We start from the raw sequence: 23,324 nt of genomic DNA, 5'->3' as shown, positions 1-23,324 counted from the left end.
AATGGAACAATCTCCGCTCTACATTCGCGTTCACCCCAATGACAATGTCGCGATCGTCGTCAACGACGGCGGTCTGGGTGAGGGCGCGGTATTTCCCGATGGTCTGGCACTGCGCGAGCGCGTGCCGCAAGGGCACAAGGTCGCGCTGGCCGATCTGGCCGAGGGCGACGAAGTCATCCGCTATAACGTGGTGATCGGCTATGCGCTCAAGGCGTTGCCGAAAGGCAGCTGGATCAACGAACATGTGATCCGCATGCCGAGCCCGCCGGGACTCGAGGATCTGCCGATCGCCACGATCAAGGCGCCGGAAATGCCGCCGCTCGAGGGCTACACCTTCGAGGGCTACCGCAACGCGGACGGCTCGGTCGGCTCGCGCAACATTCTCGCCATTACGACCACGGTCCAATGCGTGGCCGACGTGGTCGAGCATGCGGTCACCCGCATCAAGGCCGAGTTGCTGCCCAAGTACCCGAATGTCGACGACGTGGTGAGCCTCGGCCACACTTATGGCTGCGGTGTCGCCATCGACGCGCCCGACGCGATGGTGCCGATCCGCACCGTGCGCAATATCAGCCTGAATCCGAATTTCGGCGGCGAGGTGATGATGGTCAGCCTCGGCTGCGAGAAGCTGCAGCCCGAACGCCTGATGCCGCCCGGCACGATTCCGATCGCGGCGGCCGCGAACGTGGCGGAAGTCGCGGACATCGGCGATATCGAGGCTGATCTGAACGGCGACGTCGTGGTGCTTCAGGACGACGCGCACGTCGGCTTCCAGTCGATGATCGAGTCGATCATGAGAATGGCCGAGGGTCATCTGAAGCGGCTCAACAATCGCCGTCGCGAAACTTGCCCGGCGTCCGATCTGGTGGTCGGCGTGCAATGTGGCGGCAGCGACGCGTTTTCCGGACTGACCGCGAATCCCGCGGTGGGCTTCGCGACCGACCTGCTGGTGCGTGCCGGCGCGACGGTCATGTTTTCCGAAGTCACCGAAGTGCGCGATGGCGTCGATCAGCTGACGGCGCGCGCGGCGAACGCGGAGGTCGCCGCGGCGATCATCCGCGAGATGCAGTGGTACGACGATTATCTGAAGCGCGGCGGCGCGGACCGCAGCGCCAACACCACACCGGGCAACAAGAAGGGTGGCTTGTCGAACATCGTCGAAAAGGCGATGGGCTCGATCATCAAGTCCGGCAATTCGGCCATTTCCGGCGTGTTGTCGCCGGGCGAAAAGGTCAAGCAGAAAGGCCTGATCTATGCGGCTACGCCGGCGAGCGATTTCATCTGCGGGACGTTGCAGGTGGCGGCCGGTATCAACCTGCACGTATTCACCACCGGACGCGGCACGCCCTATAGCCTCGCCGAGGTGCCGGTCATCAAGGTCGCAACGCGCTCGGACCTCGCGCGCCGCTGGCATGACCTGATGGACGTCAACGCCGGCACCATCGCGACCGGCGCGGCGAGCATCGAAGAGGTGGGCTGGGAATTGTTCCGTCTGATGCTCGACATCGCCAGCGGACGCAAGCAAACGTGCGCGGAAAAACTCAAGCTCCACAATGCGCTGGTGCTGTTCAATCCGGCGCCGGTGACCTGATCGGCTCGCTCGACACACCAGGTCTGCATGCATCATGCAGACCTGATCGCACTCACACCACAATAGAAACATGACTGACTCGAACCTCGATCGCGGCGCCGCACAGAAACCCTTCCGCCGTCTGCTGCTGACTGGCGCGGCGGGCAACCTGGGCAAGCAATTGCGTGGCGCGCTCGCCGCGTGGGCCGATATCGTGCGCGTCTCGGATATCGCGCCACTCGGCGACGTGGCGGCGCACGAAGAAGCCGCGAGCGTCGATCTCGCGGACGAAGCCGCCGTTCACGCGCTGCTCGAAGGCGTGGACGCGGTGATTCACCTCGGCGGCATTTCCGTCGAGGCGCCGTTTGAAGATCTGCTCGAAGCGAATATTCGCGGCCTGTACAACCTCTATTCGGCTGCGCAGAAGCAGGGCGTGAAGCGCATCGTGTATGCGAGCTCGAATCACGCGGTGGGCTTTCATCCGGTGACGGAGGTGGTCGATGTCGACGCGCCGTTGCGTCCCGATAGTCTGTACGGCGTGACGAAGTGCTTCGGCGAATCGTTGTCGCGTTACTACTTCGATCGTTTCGGTCTGGAGACGGTGTGCCTGCGGATCGGCTCGTCGTTCGAGCAGCCGAAGAATCCGCGCATGCTCGTCACGTATCTGAGCTATCGCGACTTCATCGAGCTGGTGCGCTGCTCGCTGTTTACCAACCGCGTGGGCCACGCGATCGTCTATGGCGTCTCGGACAACCGGACCAAGTGGGTGGATAACACCAAAGCGGCGTTCCTCGGCTTTCGTCCGCAGGACAGTTCGATCGAATTCGAGCATCTCTTTCCGGTCGCCGCACCCACGACCAACCTCGACGATCCGACGCAGCGTTTTCAAGGCGGCCCATTCGTGCTGGCCGGCCCGATGGAGCCGAAGCGGTGAGCGCCGCGGCGAACCCGCGAGTGGAGCGGGTGGAGGCAGCGGGACAGGCACCGGCCTCCGTCGGCGAAAGCCCGGTGTGGCGCGTGGCGGAACAGGCGCTCTACTGGGTGGACATTCCGGCGCAAAAGATCGTGCGGCTACACGTCGATTCGGGTAAGCGCTCCGAATGGCGGTTGCCGGAGAAAGTGGCGTGCATTGCGTTCGATCAGCGCGGTACGGTGCTGGCCGGTTGCGAGACCGGACTTTTCGCTGTCGCGCTCACTGAGGGTTCGGCTGACGGCGAACCCGTGCAGGTGACAGGGCGCAAGCTCGCCGCGCCGGACTTCCCATGCGACGACATGCGTTTCAATGACGGCCGTTGCGACCGCCAGGGACGCTTCTGGTCCGGCACGATGGTGCAGGACATGGCAGCGGCCAAGCCGGCCGGCGCGCTCTATCGATTCGACGGGCGCGGTGTGCTGTCCGCGCCGGTCGTCGACGCGCTCATCACGCAGAACGGCCTCGCGTGGTCGCCGGACGGTACGACCATGTACCTGTCGGACTCGCATCCTTTGCGCCGGCAGATCTGGGCATTCGACTTTGACATCGAAACCGGCGAGCCGCGCAACCGTCGCGTGTTCGCCGATCTGAATCATCATGCGGGCCGTCCTGACGGCGCCGCGGTGGATGCCGACGGCTGCTACTGGATTTGCGCGAACGACGCCGGCCTGTTGCTGCGCTTTACGCCACAAGGGAAGCTCGACCGGCAGATTGCCGTGCCGGCCACCAAGCCGGCGATGTGCGCCTTCGGTGGGCGCGATCTGGATACGCTGTTCGTGACGTCGATCCGTCCCGCGAACGCGAGCGAGCACGATGGCCATCTGTTCGCCGTGCGGCCTGGCGTAACCGGGTTGCCGGAACCGGAGTTCGCGGGTCAGCTGTAAGCGGAGCGTATTGGAGCAAGGCGCCGGACATGACGACATGTCCGGCGCCTTTGTTTTGGCTATTTCGATTCGTCACTCGTCGTACAACATTGTGGTGGAAAGGCGACGGTCTGCCTGCGGTGCGGCTGTAAAAAATAGCTTTGGGCGACGCCGGCCTCTACCTCGGCAAGGCCGCGCCAGCTGGCGCTTAGCCTCAGCATGCGATCGATCCGTCATCCCTGCCGACGTCGCTGCGGTGCGGGTAAATACCGTCTGTACAACTCAAACCGCCTTTTATAGACTTCATATGTCGTCGTACAACATATAAGCCCAAACAAATTCCTTTCTGTGAATTTCAGGTTATTCGGTATGAGGCGGACAACGTCTCGTGCGCGATGACTCGCGCGCGAGGCGCAAGCCGAGCAGTTGAAGCAAAAGTAAAAGAGTCGAGTTGTCTGACAGGAGTGCTGAGTATCTGCGCCGGGGAAGTTGCACAGACCAGCACGGCAAAGCGCGCGTGACCACCAGCGGTGGCGGGTGCCGAGCCGGGAGACGCAGCAAAACCATGTCGCATCCGAAGGCGGTCACCCGCAAGCGGTCCTCCGCAGGCGGCCCCCGCAATCGATTGGATGGTCAATTTTTCAAGGAATTTCACGATGAACAAGAAGTTTGCCTTTTCCCGTGTTTCGATGATCGTCGCGGCTTCGGCGCTGGCCTTCAGCACCGTGTCGGCACAAGCGCGTGTGTTCCGCGTGTCGGACGTGCATGGCGACACCTATCCGACCAACATGGCCGTGAAATACATGGGAGAGCAGATCAAGAAGGCAACCGACGGCAAGGACACGGTGAAGGTCTTCGGCAATAGCGCGCTGGGTTCCGAAAACGACACGATCGATCAGGTGCGCATCGGCGCATTGGACATGGCGCGTGCCAACGGCGCGGCTTTCAACGAAATCGTTCCTGAATCGATGATCCCGTCGCTGCCTTTCCTGTTTCGCGACATCGACCATTTCCGCAAAGTGATGTACGGCCCGGAAGGCCAGAAGATTCTCGACGCTTTCAAGGCGAAGGGCATGATCGCGCTGACGTTCTACGAGAGCGGCGCGCGTTCGATCTACACCAAGAGGCCGATTCACACGCCCGCTGACATGAAGGGCCTGAAGGTTCGCGTGCAGCCGTCCGACCTGATGGTCGACGAAATCCGCGCAATGGGCGGCACGCCCACGCCGATGCCGTTCGCCGAGGTCTACACGGGCCTGAAGACGGGTCTGGTGGATGCCGCTGAAAACAACCTGCCGTCGTACGAAGAAACCAAGCACTTCGAAGTCGCGCCGGTCTACTCCGAAACCCAGCATTCGATGACGCCGGAAGTGCTGGTGTTCTCGAAGAAGGTGTGGGACACGCTGTCGCCGCAGGAACAGGAAATCATCAAGAAGGCTGCCGCCGACTCGGTGCCGTACTACCAGAAGCTGTGGACCGCGCGCGAAGCCGACGCGAGCAAGACCGTCACGAAGGGCGGCGCGACCATCGTCGGCGCGTCGCAGATCGATCGTGCCGCGTTCGTCAAGGTCATGCAGCCGGTCTGGGCGAAGTACGAAAAGACCCCGCAAATGAAGCAGATCGTCGACGAAATCCAGGCAGTCAAATAAGGCTCGCCTGAAAGGAAGCAACGCAGCGGCGCGAAGGGCTCGCGAGAAGAGTCGTGAGCGCTGCCGCTGCGCGCTTCCTGAACTGAAGAGTCGAACAGGATTGCTGACTAATAAAGACAGATCGGTCGTATGCAAGGATGGGGTCAATGAGTTTCATAAAGCGCCCAAATGATTTTCTGTTCCGCGTGCTGGTTGTCGTAGCGTCGGTGAGTCTCGCCGTGCTGAGCCTGCTGGTGATCTACAGCGTCGTGATGCGCTACGTCTTCAGCGATGCACCGGATTTCGTCGAGCCCATCGCGCTTCTGCTGGTGATCGTGATCGCCATGTTCGGCGCCGCGCTCAAAGTGCGCGAAGGCGGCCATATCGGGCTCGACTCGCTCGTCAAGAAATTGCCGCCGAAGGGTCAGCTTGTCGCGACGGCCTTTCAGCACATTTGCCTGATCACGTTCGCGGTAGCGGTTTTCTTCGGTTGTCTGCAGATGGTGGAGGCCACCATGGAAGACCGGATTCCCATTATTGGCTTGCCTGAATCTTTGCGTTATTGCATCCCGGTTTTTGCCAGCGTCTGCATTGCAATGTTCTCGCTAGAGAACCTGCTCGCGCTTTTTGCACAGAAACAAAAATAGAGCAATCATGGAACTCGCCATCCTCTCCGTCAGTTTCCTCGTCTTTCTTCTTCTCGGCGTTCCTGTTTCATTCGGGCTAGGGCTTTCGTGCGTCCTGACCTATCTGTACGAGGGTTTGCCGGCGGCCACCGCCATGCAGTCGATGATCTCGGGGATCAACGGCTTTTCGTTTCTCGCGGTCCCGTTCTTCATTCTGTCCGGTGAGCTGATGCTGCACGGCGGCATTGCGGACCGCATCCTGCGTTTCGCGCAAGCCACGGTCGGGCATTTCCGCGGCGGTCTCGGCATGGCCAACGTGGTCGCCTGCACGTTGTTCGGCGGGGTCTCCGGTTCGCCCTCGGCGGACACGTCGGCGATGGGCGGCGTGGTCATTCCGTTGATGAAGCGTGAAGGCTACAGCGCGGCCTATGCGGTCAACGTGACGACGCACTCGTCGCTGGCGGGCGCGTTGATGCCGACGTCGACCAACATGATCATCTACGCATTCGCGGCGCAGGGTATCACCGGCACGTTGAATGGACACCCGATGAGCGGCGTCTCGATCGGCGATCTGTTGTTTTCCGGTCTGCTGCCGGTGCTGTGGGTGATGGGTTTCGTGCTGGTCGCCGCGTACTGGCAAGCGGTGAAATACGGTTATCCGCGCCGTCCCGACGGCTCGACGGAACTGCAGCGATTCCCCGGCTGGTTCGCCGTGGCCCGCACATTCCTTGGCGCATTGCCCGGCTTGATGGTGATTGCGATCATTCTGGTCTGCGTGGCAAAGGGCATTGCTACAGCGACAGAAGCCGCTGCAATCGCCGTGTTTTATTCGCTGGTGCTGACGATCGTCGTGTATCGCTCGATGACGATGAAGAAGCTGTTTCACGCGCTCTCCAAGGCTGCCAAGACTACCGGCGTGGTGCTGCTGCTGATCGGCGTGTCGAACATGCTGCGCTACCAGATGGCGTATCTGGAGATTCCGGACGCGATCGAACACATGCTCGACGGCGCGACCAGCCTGCCGTGGCTGATGCTGCTGTACATCAACCTGATCCAGATTTTCCTCGGCACGTTCGTCGATATGGCGGCGCACATCCTGATCACCACGCCGCTGTTCCTGCCGATGGCGATGCACGCCGGCGTCGGCCCGGTGCAGTTCGGGATCATGATCCTGCTGAACTGCGCATTGGGTCTGGTGCACCCGCCGATCGGCTCGGTGCAGTTTATTGGCTGCGCGATTGGCAATGTGTCGATTGGTGAAACTACCAAGGTGGCGTGGCCGTATTACCTGGCTATCTTCAGCGCGATCAACATCGTCACTTATGTACCGATGTTTTCCACGTGGCTGCCTAGCCTGATCAATGGTCACCCGGTATTTTGAAATCCTTTATTAGCGTCCCGAAGAATATGTCCTTTGGGGGCGCCCGGCGGCGCTCGTACAGTGCGGCAAACAAAGAAAAATCTTTTAAAGAGGAGCAGAAATGAAAAAGGCACTAGCAACCTCGGCCCTTGGGTTGGTCGCCCTCGGCGCACACGCTCAGAGCAGCGTGACGTTGTACGGGATCGTAGACGCGGGGATCGGTTATCAGAGCAGTCAGACGACACTCGGCTCGACCTCCGGCGGCCGCTCGGTTGTGAAAATGGTCAACGGGGTCTGGGCTGGCAGCCGCTTCGGCCTGAAGGGCTCGGAGGATCTGGGTGGCGGCACCAAGGCGATCTTCCAGTTGGAAGAGGGCTTTAACAGCGCAACCGGCGCACAGTCCGTCTCCGGCCTCGGGTTCAACCGTCAGGCTTATGTCGGCGTGGCCAACGCCAGCTACGGTACGTTCACGGCCGGCCGCCAATATACGTCGTACTACACGATGCTCTCGCCGTATAGCCCGACCACGTGGCTGACGGGCGCATACGGCGCGCACCCGGGCGACATCGACTCTCTGGATACGCTGTACCGCGCGAATAACTCGCTGGTGTACACGTCGCCGAACCTGTACGGCCTGACGGCTAGCGGCTCGTATTCGCTGGGCGGCGTGCCGGGCAGCTTCAACGCCGGTTCGACGTGGAGCGCGGCGTTGCAGTACCTGAATGGTCCGTTCGGCATTGCGGCCGGCTTCCAGCGCATCAACAACTCGACGCCTGGCGGCGGCGCATGGGGCGCTGACTCCACGACGTCCAACAACGGCGCGCAGGCTGGCGTGTCGGGCATCAACAACGGCTATCAGCGCGCCCAGGCTCAACAGCGCGTGGCGGTGACGGGTGGCTATACCTTCACCCCGCAGTGGGATGTGTCGTTCTCGTACTCGAACGTGCAGTACATTCCGGGTATCAACTCGCCTTTCCACACCACGGCGATCTTCAACACAGGCGGCGCCGTGCTGCACTTCAAGCCTTTGACGGCACTGGACCTCGCTGCGGGCTACAGCTATACGCGCGCTACCAAAGCGAACGGCATCACGAGCTCGGCTAGCTACCAGCAGTTCAACCTGTCGCAGTACTACAGCCTTTCCAAGCGCACCGGTCTGTACGCGCTCGAGGCGTATCAACGCGCAGGCGGCCAGACGCTGGGCACGAACGGCGTGAGCATCATCAACGCAACGGCTGATATCGGCGACGGTCAGAATAGCGCGCCGTCCTCGTCGCGTAGCCAGTTTGCCGCGGGCGTGGGCATCATCCACAAGTTCTGATGGCGTAACCCGGTGGCGGTGTGTTGCTACGCCGCCACGGCGGCGCGTTTTTTAACGCGCGTCGCCGAGCAGCACAGGCTGCGCGCGCAATGCGCGCAGCATTTTCGACGACGCCGGCCGCCTGCCATTGCGCGCGTCGTACCGGCCCGCGCGTACGGCGCGCTTCGCCTTCACGCGTCAGACCACAAACGCCCACCCGTTGCCCAGTTTTCGCGCTTCGCGTCGGTGAGAATGATCTCCACCGAGTTGGCCTCGACGCCAAGCGATTCACAGGTCGCTTTGGTAATGGCTTCGACGAACTGGCGTTTCTGTTCCACCGAGCGGCGTTCGAAGAGTTCGATGTGAAACGTGGGCATGGCGTGACTCCGTATAGGGATGGGTTTGAGGTGAGCGTGAGGCGAATTCAAGCGCGATAGCCGGGATCGAGCCTGTCGAGTTTGCGCAGCAGGGCAGGCCATTCGAGTGCGCCTTCAATGGCGCCGCCGTCGTAAAGTTGTTCCGCGGTGCGTGCGGCGACCGCATCGCTCGGCACGACGAGTTCCGCGCCGCATGCTTGCGCTTGCAACTGGATCTCGCATGCCTTGAGCAGTGTTGCCATCAGCACATAGGCTTCCGCGACGGTGCGCCCAACGGTCAGCGTGCCGTGATTGCGCAATAGCATGGCGGGTTTGTCGGCGAGATGCGCGACGAGACGCTCGCCCTCCGCCGGCGTGAACGCAAGGCCTTCGTAAGCGTGATACGCGAGGTGGCCGTAAAAGCGCAGCGCATGTTGCGAAGCGGGCAGCAGGCCGGCCGGCTGAGCGGAAACCGCCACACCCGCCGTATTGTGCAAATGCATCACGCAGAACGCATCGGCGCGTGCCGCGTGAACCGCCGCGTGCAGCGCGAAGCCGGTCGCGTTCACCGCATGTTCGCTCGCGCCGACGATGTTGCCGTCTATATCGATCTTCACGAGGTTCGACGCGCGGACTTCATCGAAGGCGAGGCCGAATGGATTGATCAGGAAGTGGCCGGGCTCGCCCGGAACGCTCGCCGAGATATGCGTGTAGATCAGATCGTCCCAGCCGTTGAGCGCCGCGAGCCGATAGGCGGCGGCGAGGTCGACGCGGGTTTGCCGCTCCGCGTCGGACCGTGGCCCCGCTTCGGCGACGCGGCCGGCAGGGGTGTGAGTGAACGACATGACTGTCTCCTGAAATTTTTTCAGCGCCGCGGCGCATGCGCGGCGCTGCCCGACGGCCTAACTCACGCGGCTGGCCGGACCCGGAGTCGCCGCGCTGCGCACGGCGTCGATCCGCTGCGCCGGTTCGGCGGCCGCGACGCCATGCGCCGCGCGCTGCCTGAGCCATTGCACGCTCCACGTCGCGAGGACGAAAGGCGCTGTCATAACCGGCCAGCCGATGTGGGCGGCCGCCGCTTGCAGCACGACCGACAGGGCCACACCGCCGAGCATCGTAACGACACCGCAGTCGGCAAGCGCGAGCGCGGTCAGTGCGCCGTTGAATCCTAACAGGCCTGCATCGAACGAGCTTGCCGTCGCGCCAAGCATCAGATGCGCGACGCTCGCGAACCCCGCGCCGATCAACGCCCGCAACGCATGCTTGCGTGACGAAGCCGCGATCCCGATCAACACCAGCAAGCCAGGCAGTGCGTCCGATGCGAAGGCGGTTTGCGCGAAACCGGCGAGCAGGCCGCCGCTCCACTGCAGCGCGCGCGATGCAGACATCGCGGCCACGCTTGCCGGTTGCGCGTTCGCCGCGACAAACGGCAGCCAAAGCCAGCTGATGATCAGACACGGGCTTGAAAAAAAGCCGAGCCCGCGCGCGCGCAGCATGCGCGACCATGGCTCCAGAAGCCATGCCGTGGCGGTGGCGGCGAGAATCGCCACCGCGGCGGCGGTGGCATTGTCGGCGATGAAGCTGAAGGCGGCGAGACCCGCCAGCGCGCCGTTGAAGCCGTGCAAGCCGGCACGCGTATCGTCCTCGCGATATCCGGCCAGGACTGCGCTCACATTGGCCGCAACCGCACCCATGAGCGCGGCGCAAGCGAGGCGCGGGTCGTCGAGCAGCCACGCGCCGAGCAGGCACGCGCCGGTGAAGGCGTTCGGTTGCAGCACGATCTGGCCGACACTGCGCAACAGCGTGCGCAAGGCGGCGGATTGAGCTTCGGTCGCGGCGGCGTGCATGATGTGAAGGCGGCGTGATGTCGATGAGGCGCAAATCCCGGGCGCGCACGGCAAGCGCGCCGGCAGGAGAACTGGGAATGGCGAGGATAGGCCAGCTACGGCGCGCCGTGCATCGCCATGCTTGATAGTGGCTATTTGCGACACCGGCCACGCCACGGCGTGTCGGTGAGCCGAAAGCTTTCGCGCTACGATAGTAGCCCGGCGTGCAGCCTGCGCCGTTTCACGAGGAGACAGTCAGATGCGTGAAGTACGGTGGGCATCGGAAGAGGGCGACGGCATCGAACATCTGGCGTTCGATGCGCATGAGGACGGCTTCGCGGTAGAAAGCGCCCTGGTCGGGCAGCGCTATGGGAAGCCGTATGGGCTGCACTACAAGGTGCGTTGTGACGCGCAATGGCGCACGCGCTTTGCGTGGCTGAAGATCGTCGGCGGCGGCGAACTGGAATTGCATGGCGATGGCGAGGGCCACTGGCGCGATGGCCACGGGCTTGCACTGAGTGCGATCGAAGGTTGCATCGACATCGATATCGCCGCCACGCCGTTCACCAACACGCTGCCGATTCGCCGTTTGCAACTGGCGGAGGGCGAGCGCCGGCCCATTTCGGTAGCGTATATCTCTACGCCGGATTTGCAGGTGACGCGCGTGGAGCAAGCCTATACGTGCATCGCATTGCACGGCGAGTATCGCTACGAGGGCATCTTCCGCGACTTTACGGCCGACATGAAGGTGGACGAAGACGGCCTCGTGATCGACTATCCGACGCTGTTCACACGCCTGCCGCGCGAGCGTTGAGCGTTGATGCGGTCGAGCCGCCGTGGTCCGTGCGGTGCCGTTCCACAAAACGCTCGATGCTTGCCGCGATCCGTTCGGGTTCGCGCAGCACGACCCAGTGGCCCGCATCGATCTCGATGCGTTCATATGCGCCGAGCCAGCCCTCCAGTCCAAGAGAGAGCGCCGGCCCGACATAACGGTCACGCAGCGGCACGAGGAATTGCACCGGCGCGTGCGCATGACGCGCGCGCGGGTGCAGCAGCTTGTCGATGAAATTGGCGCGGTAGAGATTCAAGCCGTTGATCGCGTTGCGCATCTGCGCGGGATCGGGCGCCGGGCGCACGCGTTCCGTCACCCGCAGCCATAGCGGCCACAGACGTGCGCCGCCCGCGCGCCATACCAGCTCGGGCAGCCACGGCAAATGGAAAAAGAAAATGTACCAGGACTTGAGCGTCTGCCGGACACTGCTGCCGAACGGGCGCTTCTTTGTCTGCTGCGCGGGTTGAGTGTCACCGCCGCCGCGCAAGTCGAAGGAAGCATGATCGAGACACGGCCCTGAGATCGACGTGTACGAAGCAATGCGGCCTTTGAACGCGGGATCGGTCACGGCTTCCCAGCATTGAATCGAGCCCCAGTCGTGCCCGACGAGGTGAAACGGCCGCGTGCCGCACGTGGCGTCGGCGACGGCGGCAAGATCGGCGGCGAGGCGTTCGAGCCGGTAAGCGTGCCGCGTGGCCGGCGCCTCGGAGGCGCCCGCGCCGCGCACGTCGTAAGCGATCACGCGATAGCGCGCATCCAGTTGCACGCGCACCGGTTCCCACACCGCCGCCGAATCGGGGTAGCCGTGTACCAGCACGATGGGCGGCGCCTCGCGCGGTCCGCTCACATAAACCGCGAGCCGCACGCCGCCGGCCTCGACCGAGAGCGTGTCGCGTATCACGCGGCCGCCTGCACGCCGCGCCGCGTGGCTTTGCGGGCGCTCGGCGTGGCCGCATTGGTGGCATCGACCGCGGCAACCAGTCCGTCGATACGCGCCAGTTGCGCGCGGTTGTCGTGATCCCACGGATGAAAGCCGGGCCGGAAAAAGCTCAGCCACTCACCGGCGATGCGAGGAAACACACCGTGGCGCGGGCCGTACAGATATTTCACGACGCGCCACATGCCGCGCAGATGGCCACCGCGCTTGCGGTCGGCGATGATGAGCCGCACATGGTAGTCGAATACGATCAGCCAGAACGTCACGGTGGTGGCGAGCATGGTGCCGGTGCGCAGGAGATAACGGCCGAGTCCGGGCTTGAGCACGGTGTTCCACACGTCGTACGAAACGGATTTATGCTCGGTTTCTTCGAGTGCATGCCAGGTCCACATCTGCGTATAGCCCTCCACAGACCCGCCGATGCGCGTCGCGTCCTGCAGCAGCAGGCCCGCCAGCATGGCCGTGTAATGCTCGAGGCAGACGGTGACCGCGAGCTGGTACGAATGCGGCAGAACCTTGCGGCCGAAGTTGAGAATCGCCCATAGCCGTTTGTCGAGCTTATGCGCGGGCAAGCCGGCTTCCTGCAACAGATCGTTGTACTCCACATGCTCGCGCGTGTGCATGGCTTCCTGGCCGATGAAGCCGAGCACCTGCTTCTTCAGCACCGGGTCGTCGATCTGGTCGCGGTAGTTGCGCACGCTGTCCATGAAGAAACGCTCGCCGGCCGGAAACAGCAGCGAAAGCGCATTGAAGAAGTGTGTCACATGCGAGCCCTGCACGTGCCAATCGCAGGCACGTTCCTGCGGCAAGTTGAAACGGAGGTCGCGGCGAACCGGCATCATGGCCTTTCTCCTTGTGAGTCTCTATGTGTTGCTGAATGTTCTGAGCGAGTGACGTGCATTGCGCAGCTTTATGCGCGCTTGCCGTCCACCTGCGCGGCGCGCCGCGCGCGTTTCTCCGCGATGCGTTTCATCCGCCGCGTTTGCATCACCACCAGTGCCTGATAGGCCGCCGGCAACGTGCGCGCCAGCCAGTCGGCGGCCCGCGCGTCGCGTCCGATCAGCACGCGCCGTTTGTTCTTGCGCACGCCGTCGAGAATCACGCGCGCGGCTTCGTCGGCGGTGGTGATGAAGAACTTCTCGAAGTCGTCCTTGCCCTGCTGTTCGGTTTCCAGCATGAAGCCGACCATGTTCGACGAGATACGGCTCGATTGCGCGATGGCCGTGCGGATGCCGCCCGGATGCACGCAGGTGGCCGACACGCCGCACTTCATCAGGTCGAGTTCCTGGCGCAGTGCTTCCGTAAAGCCGCGCACCGCGAATTTGGTCGCGTTATAGCCGCTCATGCCCGGCTGGGAGAACAGTCCGAACACGCTAGACGTATTGACGATATGCCCCGCACCGGACGCCTTGATGTATGGCAGAAACGCCTTCGTGCCGTGCACCACGCCCCAGAAGTTGATGCCGACGATCCACTCCAGATCGGCGTAGTCCATGCCTTCGATGGTGCTCGACAGCGCGACGCCTGCGTTGTTGAACACGAGGTTGACGCGCTGATGCTGCGCAGCGGTTTCGGCGGCCCAGGCGAACATCGCGGCGCGGTCCGCGACATCGAGCACCCGGGTGGTGATGCGCAGCGGCGCGCCGACGATGTGTGGCGCCGCGGCCTGAGCAAGCTGCGCGGTTTCGGCGAGGCTTGCGGCATTACGGTCGGCTAGCGCGAGGTGGCAGCCTTCGCGCGCGAGCTGGATCGCGAGCGAGCGGCCCATGCCCGAGCCTGCGCCGGTGATCGCGGCCACTCTGTCAGTAAAGTTTTTCATTGGCTTATCTCCATGCACAGCGTTCAACCAGAGCTAGTGCTTCAACCTTTCACTCCGGTCCCATGCGAAATTGTTGTTGTCCTCTCTGAACAGCACCTGTCGTTATCGTTATGTCCTCTCAGGTCGCCTCCACCGACGCCGTCGCGCCGCCGTGAGCGTGGGCGGGCGGCGGCGACATCATCGGCGCGCCTGCCGGTTGCGGCGCGGGCGAATACGCGAGGTAGTCGTCCATGCTGAACGTGCTGGTGGCCTGGCGGAATTTGTACGCGAATCCCGGCCACAGCGTGGTGTTCTTGCCGGTTTTCGGATCGAGATACCAGCTCTTGCAGCCGCCCGTGGACCAGATTGCGCGGCCGAGTTTCTGCTGGATCTGTTCGTTGTAGGCACGCTCTACCTGCGGACGCACTTCGATCGCGTCGGCGCGTTCCGCGGCCATCGTCTTCAGTGCGCGCAGAATGTATTCGACCTGCGACTCGATCATGAACACCATCGAGTTATGACCGAGACCGGTATTCGGTCCGACGATCATGAAGAAGTTCGGATAACCAGGCAATGTCGTACCGAGATATGCATGCGCGCCGTCGCGCCATGTGTCGACGATATCGACGCCGCCGCGCCCGCGCACCACGCCGCGCGGAAACGGATCGGCCACCTGAAAACCGGTGCCGAAGATCAGGCAGTCGGCGCGGTGACGCTTACCGTCGGTGGTGACGACCGCGTCCTCCTCGATACGGGCGATGCCGGTGGTCGTCACCGAAACATTCTGGCGCGACAGGGCGGGGAAGTAGTCGTTCGAGATCAGAATGCGCTTGCAGCCCATCGTGTAGTTGGGCGTGAGCGTCGCGCGTAATTGCGGATCGCGCACCTGGCGGCGCAGATGCCGCTCGGCGACTTTTTGCGCCGTCTTCATCAGCGAAGGATGAACCGCGAAGCCAAACGCACGCGATTCGAGCATGCAGTAGAGCGCCGAGCGCATGATCTTCTGCGTGAACGGCAGGTGTTTGAATAGCCATTGTTCCAGCGGCTTCACGCGGCGGTCGGCCTTCGGCATGATCCACGGCGGCGTGCGCTGGAACAGATCGAGATGCGCGACGCGCGGCGCGATCTGCGGGACGAACTGGATCGCGCTCGCGCCGGTGCCGATCACGGCGACGCGCTTGCCTTCGAGCGAATAGCCGTGGTCCCACTGCTGTGAATGAAACGCTTTGCCCTTGAAGTTTTCGATGCCGGGAATGTTCGGCATGGCCGCGCGCGAGAGGCCGCCCATGCCCGAGATCAGCACGCGCGCCGACCATTGCTGGCCGTTCGCGAAGGTCAATTGCCAGCGGTGGCGCGTCTCGTCGTAGGTCGCCGTTGCGAGTTCGTGGCCGAAGCGCAGATGCCGCTGCACGCCGAAGCGCTGCGTGCATTCCTCCAGATAAGCGCGGATTTCCGGTTGGCGCGCGAACATACGAGTCCAGCGCGGATTCGGGGCGAAGGAGAACGAATAGACGTGGGATTGGACGTCGCAGGCGCAACCGGGGTAGTGGTTGTCACGCCAGGTGCCACCAACCGAGTCGGCTTTCTCGGCGACGATGAAATCGCTGATACCGGCCTGGCGCAGCCGGATCGCCATGCCGAGGCCGGCAAACCCGGACCCGATAATGGCGATGTCGGTCTCGATAGGCGCGGACGCGTCCGGCGCCGCGGTGTCGTGAGGCAGCATGCGTGCGTTCATCCGTTCCGTCTCCTTTTTTACTCTCTTAACTGTTACATTGGTCGATGTAACAATAGAGGCTGGTAACGGATGACGCAAGAAGGCGGTTAGACGCGCCCCTCTAGTACCGAAGGCACGCGATGTTCACTTCGCGGCCAGGGCCGCCGCGACGTCCCGGTTCTGCCAGACGCTGTCTTTCACGGTAATTTTCTGCGGGATCAGATTGGCGCCGTAGAACGCGTCGGCGACGCTCTGCTGCGAGCGCACGATTTCGTCCGTGACGGGCGTAGTGCCATAAGGATAGCGGCGCACCCACGTCTCGACCAGTTTCTGATCGAGACCGACCTTCGGCGCGATCAGCGCGGCGGTTTCCACCGGGTGGGCGTTGACCCATAACCCGGCGGTGCGCAACTGGCCGAGAATCGCGCCGATCACATCGGCATGCTGTTGCGCGAAGTCGCGCGTCGCTTCATAGAAGTTGTACGGCGCGTTCAGTTCGCTGTAGTCGGCCAGCGTGCGTGCCTTGAGCGCCTGCTGCGCGGACGCGTAGTAAGGGTCCCAGATCACCCATGCATCCACGCTGCCGCTTTCGAAGGCGGCGCGGGCGTCGGCGGGGGGCAGGTACACCGGACGAATGTCCTCGTAGCGCAGTCCCGCTTTCTTGAGCGCTTCCAGTAGCAGATAGTTCGAACTCGATCCCTTCTGCAGCGCGACGCGCTTGCCCTTCAGATCGGCCACGTCATGCAGCGGCGAGTCGTTTTTGACCAGAATGGCTTCGGCGTGACGTCCCGACGGTTCCGCACCCACGTACACGAAGCGCACGCCGCTCGCCTGCGCGAACACCGGCGGCGGCGCGCCCGTGTAGCCGAAGTCGATGCTGTTCGCGTTCAACGCTTCGAGCAATTGCGGTCCTGCCGGAAATTCGAACCATTTGATGCTATAGCCCAGCGGCTTGAGCTTTTCATCGAGGGAGCCCTGGGCCTTGAGCACCGCGAGCAAGCCCGATTTCTGATAGCCGATGCGCAATACCCTGGCCGGCTCGCCGGCGTTGCCGCTGGTCTGCGCGGTGGCGCTGAAAGTCGTGAATGCCGCGAGCAGGGCCGCGGCGAATTGAAGCGAAAAACCGGTGTGACAGGCCATCCTGCGAATCTCCATTGCGTTCGATTGGTGTGGCCGCGGTTTGTTTTCAGCGTGATCTGCGCACGTCTGCGCTAGCCATGGCGAGGGCTTGCGGAGATGGCTGAAAACGTGTTGCGGCGACGTTCGGGGATCGTCGCATGGACGTCCCGCCGATCAAACGAAGCAATGCAGATTTGAATATGACGTGCGCCGGAGGGGGGCGCCGTTCACGCGTCCCGCTCGCCGGGTCAGTGGGCGTGTACAAACACTAACGCGGCCGCGACTGCGCGCAGGCTTACTTTTTTGATTTGTCTTTCTTCACTGCGGCCGCTGTGCCTTCGGCGGGATGGCCCAGTTTCTTTTCCATGATGCCCGCGACGCGGTCGCCCAGGTAGTCGCCGGAGGCTTCTTCGAGCGCGCGGTTCATTTCGCTTTCGACCAGCACCATGGCGAGCGGCCGCACGCGCCAGATAGCCTCGACCAGAGCGGGCACGTCGGCGGGCGGCGGCAGGGCGCCGGCCTCGTAGCGGTCCAGTTGGCGAACCACCAGATCGACCAGCGCTTTGGCAACCGCGTTGAAATGCGGCCTTGCGATGCCCACGGCGTCGAGCAGGTCGGCAAGCGGAATGCCTTCCTTCGCCATGGTGGCGCCGGCGGCCAATGCTGTCGGGCTGCCCGACACGAAGGAAAGGCCGTTGCGCTCCAGCAGGCCGAGCTCGACCGCTTTGCCGAGCGCGCTCGGCGAGGCTTTGTCGCCGAACATTTGCAGCAGTTCGATCAGCGAGTACTTTTTCGGCCGCTCGCGCGACCAGCGGCCGCCGATCGCCGTTTCCAGACCGAGGATGGAGCGAAGATCGTGGCCCTCGTCGACGGCCATGATCAGGTCCTGGATGTTGGCTAGCGTGTAGCCGCGTGCGAGCAGATGGTTGATCAGCTTCAAACGCGACACGTGCGTGTCGTCGTAGACGCCGACGCGGCCGCGCTTCTCCGGCGGTGCAAGCAGTCCCCGGTCCTGATACGCGCGCACGTTGCGCACGGTGGTGTCGGTGACGCGCGCGAGTTCGTCGACGGTGTATTCGTTGCGCGGCGAGGCGCTGGCCGGGTCGCCGGAATCGGCGTACAGCGGCGGGACAGGAGGCGGCGTGTTGGGCATGGCGGGATTTTAACGCGCTGGCGCGCGCGGCCGCCAGCGCGCCCGCCGCATGCACGCCGGTGATCGGAACTTTCGCGGGGATGCGCTTATGTTGCCGGTGCTACTTTTGCACGACTCACCGTGGGTGCATTTCTGTCCGCGCATGAACGACGGATTGCGCGACGCATTGCCGAGGTTTCAGACGTGACGGGCGTCGCGCTTCAAACGCCTGCCGGCGCAACGTCGTCCGGCGAGGTCGAATCGCCTTTGCCAAGCGTGCGTTGCATCAACGTGGTGTCGAGCCAGCGACCGTGTTTGAAACCCACCGACTTCAACGTGCCGGTCAATTCGAAACCCAATTGCGTATGCAGCGATAGCGAACCGCCGCTGCCGCCATCCGCGATCACGGCGACCATCTGGCGCCACGGTCCGGTTTCGCAACGCTCGATCAGCGCCTGGAGCAATACGCGCCCCAGCCCCCGGCCGCGATAGGCGTCGTTCACGTAAATCGAATCTTCGATGGTGTTGCGATACGCGGCGCGCGGCCGGTACGGCGTCGCGTAGCAATAGCCTGCGACCTCGCCGTCGATCTGCGCGACCATGTACGGCAGCCCATGGCTGCGTACCGATGCGAGCCGCATGCGCAGGTCGTCGACGGAAGGCGGGATTTCCTCGAACGAGGCGACGCCGGTCAGGACGTGGTGTGCATAGATGGCCTGGATGGCGGGAAGGTCGGCTTCAGTGGCGTCGCGGATCAGCGGGGCGGCTTCGCTCGCTGAGGCCGCAACAGAGGGCGCGGGGCGGGTGGTGCTCATACGTGTTCCTGTCGTGGCGATAAGTCTGCGGATACGTTTTACTATGCCCGCCGCGCGCGCGAATTTGAAGCGAGTCAAAAATCGCCGGGACGTATAGCCGGTATCCGTGCACGGACTGATCGGCCGCGCCGCGCGCACGGCCGGGATTGCGCCGCTCAGTTCGGCCGCGCCATGCGCACGGCCAGGCTTGTGCTACTCAGTTATGCGAGTACGTCTCGGGCTGTGTCACATGCCCGCGATGGTGCCGGGAATGCTTCACCTTATGTTTCGGGCTGGCTTTCGGCGGCGGCGCGTGCTGTTCGTCAGGCGCCGCAGCCGCCGGCGCTTGAGCCTGCGCACGAGGCGCGGGCGCGGGGTGCGTATTGCCTGAAGGCAGCCCGCTTTGGCCTTCGCCGAAACGGAAGGTTTGCGAAGTCTGGGCGTATGCGCCAACAGAGCATGTCAGCGCGGCGGCAGCCAGGCAAATTGAAAGCTTCATGGGTCCTCCTTCTGAACGAGCCGGTGAGGATACCTGTTTTCCTGACAGTCGATCGATCACATCAGGCGCAAGCAGCCCGCTTGCCTCATTGTCGAGCGGTGACGCGCGCGTTGAGTCGATGGTCGGTCGCAAGGCGAAGCGAGCGGAATGCGTCAAAGGTCGTCGAACTGATCGAATTCGCTTTGCAGTTCACGGTTGCGCGCCACGCGCTCGTCGAGGTCCGGCCCGAGCCTGTCGACGATCGCCGAGATCAGCAGATTGAACAGGCAGGTAAGCGGCGCGAGCGAATCCCAGAACTGGCCGACGTCCGTTTTGACCTGTAGCAGATCGCCGTCGAATTCGCGCGCCCACGGACAATAAATGTCGGTGATGAGCGCGAACGGCAGGCCGCGACGTGTGGCGGCTTCGCAATAGCGGCGCGCGACCTTCGAATAGGCGCGGGTGTCGGTGACGATCAGATACGGCGCTTCGAACCCCGAGTTCAGCGAATCGACGTATGAACCCGACATGCCGTCGGAATAGAACACGCGCGGGCGGATGTATTCCAGGTAGCTGTAGAACGCGTTGCTGATGCCGCGCGTGGACTGAATGCCGAGAATGTAGACCGCATCGGCGTTGGCGATACGCTCGGCCACGCGCGCGAACACCGGCGATTGGGCGAGCTGATAGACATGCTGGATCGCACCGATCTCGAGTTCGAGCGAGTGGGCGAGCGCGGGGTTGGGCGCGACGGACGAAGCGGCTTCCAGCGGGGTGTCGTCGTGATGGCCCGCGGTGCGGCGGAACGCGTCGAGGCGGTCTGTGATCAGCCAGGGGCGCTCCTGAGCCCCGCGCAGTTCGCGCTTCAGGTCGTCGAGATTCTGGTACCCGATGCTGCGCAGGAACCGGCCGACCGAAATGCCGCTCGTACCGGCTTGCTGGGCGATCTGGTCGGCGGTTTCGAGACCGAGCCGGTCGAGGTTGGCCAGCATATAGCTGGCGACGCGTTTGGAGGTGGGGGTGAGTTCGGCAAAGCGGGCTTCGACGGTTTGAGCAAATGCGGTCGGCATCGTAGTCGCGTGGCGGGGCAGTGGTTAATCGATCATCGGGATGATGACATATTCAACCGGCTGCTCGCGCCGCGCGCGTCTGGAAAACGGCTAACGCGAATGCGTACCGCGGACGATGCGCCGATCAGGCAACCGGCCGCGCCGGCGCCGCCCGTGAGAAGCGCCGTGCGCCCGCCACGCAGGCCACGACCACGACGGTGACGAGAATCATCGCGGGCGGCACCTGTTCGTGCAGGAGCAGTCCCGCAAGCATCAGGCCGAAGAACGGCTGCAGCAGTTGCAGTTGTCCGACGCCCGCAATGCCGCCGAGCGCGAGGCCGCGATACCAGAACACGAAGCCGATCAGCATGCTGAAGAGCGACACATAGGCGAGGGCCCAGAGCGCCGCGTGACTGACTCCGTCGAACGATGCGGGCCGTGCCCACAAGGCGAGCGGAAGCATGAGCGGCAGCGACAGCACGAGCGCCCACGAAATCACTTGCCAGCCGCCGAGATGGCGCGACAGACGCGCCCCTTCGGCATACCCCAGCCCGCAGGCGACGATGGCGGCCAGCATCAGCGCGTCGCCAACGGGCGATGCGTCGAGCCCGTGACGCAGGGCGAAGGCCACCACGGCGCCGCTACCGAGTGCCGAGAACAGCCAGAATGCCGGTTGCGGACGCTCGCCGCCGCGCAGCACGCCGAAGATCGCCGTGGCGAGCGGCAGGAGGCCGACGAACACCACGGCATGCGCCGAGCTCACGTGCCGCAGCGCCAACGCCGTCAGGAGCGGAAAGCCGATCACCACGCCGAGTGCGACTACCACGAGCGGGATCAGGTCGCGGCGCGCGGGGCGCGCCTGGCGAAACACGAGTAATAGCAACAGGCCGAGCGTGCCGGCGATCGTTGCGCGCGCGACCGTCAGGAACAGCGGGTCCAGGCCTTCGACGGCGATGCGCGTGGCCGGCAGCGAGCCGCTGAAAATCAACACGCCTATGAAGCCGCTCAGCCAGCCGTTGGTTGTCTTGTCCATCCGGAGAGTCCATGCGTGAGGAGAGAGAACGCATAGCATCGGCTATCCGACCATGGACAGTAAGGTACGGATCGGTACAAATCGCCCAAACTGTATCGAGGAATGGAGCGGTACAGCGGCTACGCGACTTGCCACCCGCTGATACGGATTACCTTCGGCGGCAATGTTCCGGCTGCGTCATAAAGGTCTTATCGTGTCTATCATGAACTTGGAGTTCACGGGATTGCGCCGATCACTTCAGGAGACGAGCATGAGCAAGCTGACCACCACGATCAAGCACGAGTTCATGGAGATGCTTCCGCCGACCATCTATTTCTTCGTGATTCTCCACATTGTCGCGATCATGCGCGCGCTGATTACCCGAGGCTATGACGTGACGTTGCCGACATCGGTTTCCGTGACCATCGCCGCGCTGATTCTCGGCAAATCGGTGCTGATCGCCAACATGCTGCCGTTCATCAACCGGTTTCCCGAGAAACCGCTGATCTGGAATATCGGCTGGAAAACGGTGATCTATACCTTGGTGGCTTTGATCGTGCATTACCTGGAGCATCTTTACGAATACTGGAAGGAGGCGCCGAGCCTCGCCGCCGCCAACGGCAGGTTGCTCGCCGATCTCAACTGGCCGCATTTCTGGGCCATCCAGATTCTGCTGGTGACGCTGATCGCGATCTACTGCGTCGTTGCCGAGCTGGTTCGCGTGATCGGCCGTGACACGTTCATGGCAATGTTCTTCGGTCCCATTCCGCCGAAGGCGACCGGCCAGGCTGCCCGCTAGTCCAGTCGCTCCCGGTCGCGCGAGAGGCGCGTTTGTCACGCTGCCAATCTTACTTGCATAGCAGAAGCAGCCGTTCCTGATCCGAACACGTGGGACGCGGTTTCGGCGCGGCCTGGGCCGCGGTGGCATTGATCGCGGCGCTCTTATTCGCGAGACATGCGCGCAGATGCTTCTCGACTGGCGAGTAGTATTTCCATCCACGCACGAGCGTCGGCAACTCCAGCTTCACCTGCTTCCACTTCGGGTGGCCATGCTCCTGGAGATTGTCGAAGTTGGCGCATAGCGAGTCGGCAAAGTGATTCAGATTGCCGACGGTATCGCGCAGACCGTAATCGTAGGTGACGAGAAAAGCCTTGACGGTCAGCGTGGGAACATCTTCCTTGAGCCAGTTCGGATAGCTGGTTGCGCGGATCGTCGCGGGGAAATAGGTCTGCTTGGCGCGGGCGGTTTCGGGTGCGGCCTGGTCGACCTTCAGGAGGCGGATCTGCTGCAGCAGGTCGGGATTCATGTCGTTGAACAGTTTCGCCGGCTGACCGACCACGATAATCGCGACGTCCACTTTCTTCACGATCAGCGCGGCGAGCGCATCCTCGTTGCTCAGATGCTGGATGTTCTGCTCGGGAATCGCCTGACCGAACATCAGGTGGTAGAGCGTGGTGGCCGATTGCGCGGTGCCGCTGCCGATCAGTCCGACACTGATGCTTTTGTCCTTGATGTCGGCGAACGTCTTCAAGGCCGAATCCGCGCGCACCACGACGTTAATCTCTTCGTCATAGAGCGGCATGATGAGCCGCAGCGGCCGGATTGCCGTACCCGCGTCGGCGTTGCCGGCGTTGGCCATGTCGATATACGCCTGATACACATCGGATTGCACCAGCGCGAGCTTGACCCCCGGCTCGAAGCGCATGCGTTGCACGTTTTCAGCCGAGCCTTTCGACGCCATCACTTCCAGATCGATGCCCGCCGGCTGCGCAACCCATTTCGACAGATCCTGGCCAATCTGGATATACGTGCCCCGTTCCGGACCGGTGACGATCTTGTAATGCGCTGGCTCCGCGCAGGCCAGCGAAAATACGACCATCAGCGCCAGCCCCAACCATCCCGCCAGAAGTCTCTTTAGCATGGTCTATCTACCTATCGGTCAGGTTCGTACAG

The 23,324-nt window shown here is 63.1% G+C and carries 23 protein-coding genes; 9 read left to right on the top strand and 14 right to left on the bottom strand.

Features of this window, described 5'->3' with window-relative positions; all coding sequences use genetic code 11:
- The first annotated feature begins 1 nt into the window (after position 1).
- The 7 genes from garD to P0D68_RS25450 all read left to right on the top strand — a co-directional run bounded on the left by garD (position 2) and on the right by P0D68_RS25450 (position 8,341).
- A complete protein-coding gene (gene garD, locus P0D68_RS25480; RefSeq protein ID WP_091802068.1) occupies positions 2-1,591 on the top strand; it encodes a galactarate dehydratase in 1,590 nt (529 codons plus the stop codon).
- A gap of 70 nt (positions 1,592-1,661) precedes the next feature.
- The gene (locus P0D68_RS25475) at positions 1,662-2,504 is read left to right on the top strand and encodes an NAD-dependent epimerase/dehydratase family protein (protein WP_408301386.1); all 843 of its coding nucleotides are present in this window, start codon (positions 1,662-1,664) and stop codon (positions 2,502-2,504) included.
- Positions 2,501-3,427 carry an SMP-30/gluconolactonase/LRE family protein gene (locus tag P0D68_RS25470; protein WP_408301384.1) on the top strand — a complete coding sequence of 309 codons (927 nt, stop codon included), beginning with the start codon at positions 2,501-2,503 and terminating at the stop codon, positions 3,425-3,427. Before P0D68_RS25475 ends, P0D68_RS25470 begins: the two co-directional genes overlap by 4 nt.
- 635 nt (positions 3,428-4,062) lie before the next feature.
- Positions 4,063-5,055, top strand: coding sequence for a TRAP transporter substrate-binding protein (locus P0D68_RS25465; protein ID WP_091802060.1), 993 nt, complete (start codon positions 4,063-4,065; stop codon positions 5,053-5,055).
- A 218-nt stretch (positions 5,056-5,273) separates the two neighbouring features.
- Complete coding sequence (locus P0D68_RS25460) at positions 5,274-5,681, top strand: TRAP transporter small permease (protein WP_408301381.1); 408 nt, start codon at positions 5,274-5,276, stop codon at positions 5,679-5,681.
- Between the two features lie 7 nt (positions 5,682-5,688).
- A complete protein-coding gene (locus P0D68_RS25455) occupies positions 5,689-7,041 on the top strand; it encodes a TRAP transporter large permease (RefSeq protein WP_091802054.1) in 1,353 nt (450 codons plus the stop codon).
- Positions 7,042-7,141: 100 nt separating this feature from the next.
- Positions 7,142-8,341, top strand: a complete 1,200-nt coding sequence (locus P0D68_RS25450; RefSeq protein WP_091802050.1) for a porin — start codon at positions 7,142-7,144, stop codon at positions 8,339-8,341.
- A 170-nt stretch (positions 8,342-8,511) separates the two neighbouring features.
- Here P0D68_RS25450 and P0D68_RS25445 read toward each other — a convergent pair whose 3' ends face one another.
- From P0D68_RS25445 to P0D68_RS25435, 3 genes are read right to left on the bottom strand one after another with little or no spacing between them, the layout of a single operon-like run.
- Positions 8,512-8,697: a 4-oxalocrotonate tautomerase gene (locus tag P0D68_RS25445; RefSeq protein WP_408468765.1), complete on the bottom strand. Its 186-nt coding sequence runs from the start codon at positions 8,695-8,697 to the stop codon at positions 8,512-8,514.
- A 47-nt stretch (positions 8,698-8,744) separates the two neighbouring features.
- Positions 8,745-9,521, bottom strand: coding sequence for a class II aldolase/adducin family protein (locus P0D68_RS25440; protein WP_091802044.1), 777 nt, complete (start codon positions 9,519-9,521; stop codon positions 8,745-8,747).
- 57 nt (positions 9,522-9,578) lie between these two features.
- A complete protein-coding gene (locus tag P0D68_RS25435) occupies positions 9,579-10,523 on the bottom strand; it encodes an urea transporter (protein WP_408301378.1) in 945 nt (314 codons plus the stop codon).
- A 238-nt stretch (positions 10,524-10,761) separates the two neighbouring features.
- On the opposite strand from P0D68_RS25435, the gene P0D68_RS25430 reads away from it, so the two are divergent.
- Positions 10,762-11,316: a putative glycolipid-binding domain-containing protein gene (locus P0D68_RS25430; protein ID WP_091802038.1), complete on the top strand. Its 555-nt coding sequence runs from the start codon at positions 10,762-10,764 to the stop codon at positions 11,314-11,316.
- Here the strand turns inward: P0D68_RS25430 and P0D68_RS25425 are convergent.
- The 10 genes from P0D68_RS25425 to P0D68_RS25380 all read right to left on the bottom strand — a co-directional run bounded on the left by P0D68_RS25425 (position 11,291) and on the right by P0D68_RS25380 (position 21,391).
- Positions 11,291-12,235: an alpha/beta fold hydrolase gene (locus tag P0D68_RS25425; RefSeq protein ID WP_408301376.1), complete on the bottom strand. Its 945-nt coding sequence runs from the start codon at positions 12,233-12,235 to the stop codon at positions 11,291-11,293. The genes P0D68_RS25430 and P0D68_RS25425 overlap by 26 nt on opposite strands.
- Positions 12,232-13,113, bottom strand: coding sequence for a metal-dependent hydrolase (locus tag P0D68_RS25420; RefSeq protein ID WP_091802032.1), 882 nt, complete (start codon positions 13,111-13,113; stop codon positions 12,232-12,234). The genes P0D68_RS25425 and P0D68_RS25420 overlap by 4 nt, the downstream gene beginning before the upstream one ends.
- Before the next feature lie 68 nt (positions 13,114-13,181).
- The gene (locus P0D68_RS25415; protein ID WP_408301374.1) at positions 13,182-14,090 is read right to left on the bottom strand and encodes an SDR family NAD(P)-dependent oxidoreductase; all 909 of its coding nucleotides are present in this window, start codon (positions 14,088-14,090) and stop codon (positions 13,182-13,184) included.
- A 118-nt stretch (positions 14,091-14,208) separates the two neighbouring features.
- Positions 14,209-15,807, bottom strand: a complete 1,599-nt coding sequence (locus P0D68_RS25410; protein ID WP_408301372.1) for a flavin-containing monooxygenase — start codon at positions 15,805-15,807, stop codon at positions 14,209-14,211.
- Between the two features lie 123 nt (positions 15,808-15,930).
- Positions 15,931-16,926: a sulfonate ABC transporter substrate-binding protein gene (locus tag P0D68_RS25405; protein WP_408301370.1), complete on the bottom strand. Its 996-nt coding sequence runs from the start codon at positions 16,924-16,926 to the stop codon at positions 15,931-15,933.
- 274 nt (positions 16,927-17,200) lie between these two features.
- Entirely contained in the window at positions 17,201-18,058 is an 858-nt protein-coding gene (locus P0D68_RS25400; protein WP_091802019.1) for a MerR family transcriptional regulator, read from the bottom strand.
- Positions 18,059-18,258: 200 nt separating this feature from the next.
- Complete coding sequence (locus tag P0D68_RS25395) at positions 18,259-18,852, bottom strand: GNAT family N-acetyltransferase (protein WP_408301368.1); 594 nt, start codon at positions 18,850-18,852, stop codon at positions 18,259-18,261.
- Positions 18,853-19,048: 196 nt separating this feature from the next.
- The gene (locus P0D68_RS25390) at positions 19,049-19,330 is read right to left on the bottom strand and encodes a hypothetical protein (protein WP_408301366.1); all 282 of its coding nucleotides are present in this window, start codon (positions 19,328-19,330) and stop codon (positions 19,049-19,051) included.
- A 152-nt stretch (positions 19,331-19,482) separates the two neighbouring features.
- The gene (sapR, locus tag P0D68_RS25385; RefSeq protein ID WP_091802010.1) at positions 19,483-20,379 is read right to left on the bottom strand and encodes a sap1 transcriptional regulator SapR; all 897 of its coding nucleotides are present in this window, start codon (positions 20,377-20,379) and stop codon (positions 19,483-19,485) included.
- A gap of 124 nt (positions 20,380-20,503) precedes the next feature.
- Positions 20,504-21,391 carry a DMT family transporter gene (locus P0D68_RS25380; protein WP_408184935.1) on the bottom strand — a complete coding sequence of 296 codons (888 nt, stop codon included), beginning with the start codon at positions 21,389-21,391 and terminating at the stop codon, positions 20,504-20,506.
- Positions 21,392-21,641: 250 nt separating this feature from the next.
- On the opposite strand from P0D68_RS25380, the gene P0D68_RS25375 reads away from it, so the two are divergent.
- Positions 21,642-22,169 carry a hypothetical protein gene (locus tag P0D68_RS25375; protein WP_408301364.1) on the top strand — a complete coding sequence of 176 codons (528 nt, stop codon included), beginning with the start codon at positions 21,642-21,644 and terminating at the stop codon, positions 22,167-22,169.
- Between the two features lie 49 nt (positions 22,170-22,218).
- On the opposite strand, the gene P0D68_RS25370 is transcribed toward P0D68_RS25375, so the two are convergent.
- Entirely contained in the window at positions 22,219-23,292 is a 1,074-nt protein-coding gene (locus tag P0D68_RS25370) for a TAXI family TRAP transporter solute-binding subunit (RefSeq protein WP_408301362.1), read from the bottom strand.
- Positions 23,293-23,324 lie beyond the last annotated feature (32 nt).

The sequence above is a fragment of the Paraburkholderia sp. RL17-380-BIE-A genome (genome assembly GCF_046028085.1).
GTDB lineage: Bacteria > Pseudomonadota > Gammaproteobacteria > Burkholderiales > Burkholderiaceae > Paraburkholderia.
This window is presented reverse-complemented; position numbering and strand designations above follow the sequence as displayed.

Bases quoted from the DNA above. Each gene is read 5' to 3' on its own strand.
- P0D68_RS25400 (WP_091802019.1), bottom strand. From the start codon at position 18,058: ATGCCCAACACGCCGCCTCCTGTCCCGCCGCTGTACGCCGATTCCGGC.
- P0D68_RS25455 (WP_091802054.1), top strand. From the start codon at position 5,689: ATGGAACTCGCCATCCTCTCCGTCAGTTTCCTCGTCTTTCTTCTTCTC.
- P0D68_RS25475 (WP_408301386.1), top strand. From the start codon at position 1,662: ATGACTGACTCGAACCTCGATCGCGGCGCCGCACAGAAACCCTTCCGC.
- P0D68_RS25395 (WP_408301368.1), bottom strand. From the start codon at position 18,852: ATGAGCACCACCCGCCCCGCGCCCTCTGTTGCGGCCTCAGCGAGCGAA.
- garD (WP_091802068.1), top strand. From the start codon at position 2: ATGGAACAATCTCCGCTCTACATTCGCGTTCACCCCAATGACAATGTC.
- P0D68_RS25405 (WP_408301370.1), bottom strand. From the start codon at position 16,926: ATGGCCTGTCACACCGGTTTTTCGCTTCAATTCGCCGCGGCCCTGCTC.
- P0D68_RS25445 (WP_408468765.1), bottom strand. From the start codon at position 8,697: ATGCCCACGTTTCACATCGAACTCTTCGAACGCCGCTCGGTGGAACAG.
- P0D68_RS25440 (WP_091802044.1), bottom strand. From the start codon at position 9,521: ATGTCGTTCACTCACACCCCTGCCGGCCGCGTCGCCGAAGCGGGGCCA.
- P0D68_RS25415 (WP_408301374.1), bottom strand. From the start codon at position 14,090: ATGAAAAACTTTACTGACAGAGTGGCCGCGATCACCGGCGCAGGCTCG.
- sapR (WP_091802010.1), bottom strand. From the start codon at position 20,379: ATGCCGACCGCATTTGCTCAAACCGTCGAAGCCCGCTTTGCCGAACTC.
- P0D68_RS25430 (WP_091802038.1), top strand. From the start codon at position 10,762: ATGCGTGAAGTACGGTGGGCATCGGAAGAGGGCGACGGCATCGAACAT.
- P0D68_RS25390 (WP_408301366.1), bottom strand. From the start codon at position 19,330: ATGAAGCTTTCAATTTGCCTGGCTGCCGCCGCGCTGACATGCTCTGTT.
- P0D68_RS25380 (WP_408184935.1), bottom strand. From the start codon at position 21,391: ATGGACAAGACAACCAACGGCTGGCTGAGCGGCTTCATAGGCGTGTTG.
- P0D68_RS25435 (WP_408301378.1), bottom strand. From the start codon at position 10,523: ATGCACGCCGCCGCGACCGAAGCTCAATCCGCCGCCTTGCGCACGCTG.
- P0D68_RS25370 (WP_408301362.1), bottom strand. From the start codon at position 23,292: ATGCTAAAGAGACTTCTGGCGGGATGGTTGGGGCTGGCGCTGATGGTC.
- P0D68_RS25465 (WP_091802060.1), top strand. From the start codon at position 4,063: ATGAACAAGAAGTTTGCCTTTTCCCGTGTTTCGATGATCGTCGCGGCT.
- P0D68_RS25420 (WP_091802032.1), bottom strand. From the start codon at position 13,113: ATGATGCCGGTTCGCCGCGACCTCCGTTTCAACTTGCCGCAGGAACGT.
- P0D68_RS25410 (WP_408301372.1), bottom strand. From the start codon at position 15,807: ATGAACGCACGCATGCTGCCTCACGACACCGCGGCGCCGGACGCGTCC.
- P0D68_RS25375 (WP_408301364.1), top strand. From the start codon at position 21,642: ATGAGCAAGCTGACCACCACGATCAAGCACGAGTTCATGGAGATGCTT.
- P0D68_RS25450 (WP_091802050.1), top strand. From the start codon at position 7,142: ATGAAAAAGGCACTAGCAACCTCGGCCCTTGGGTTGGTCGCCCTCGGC.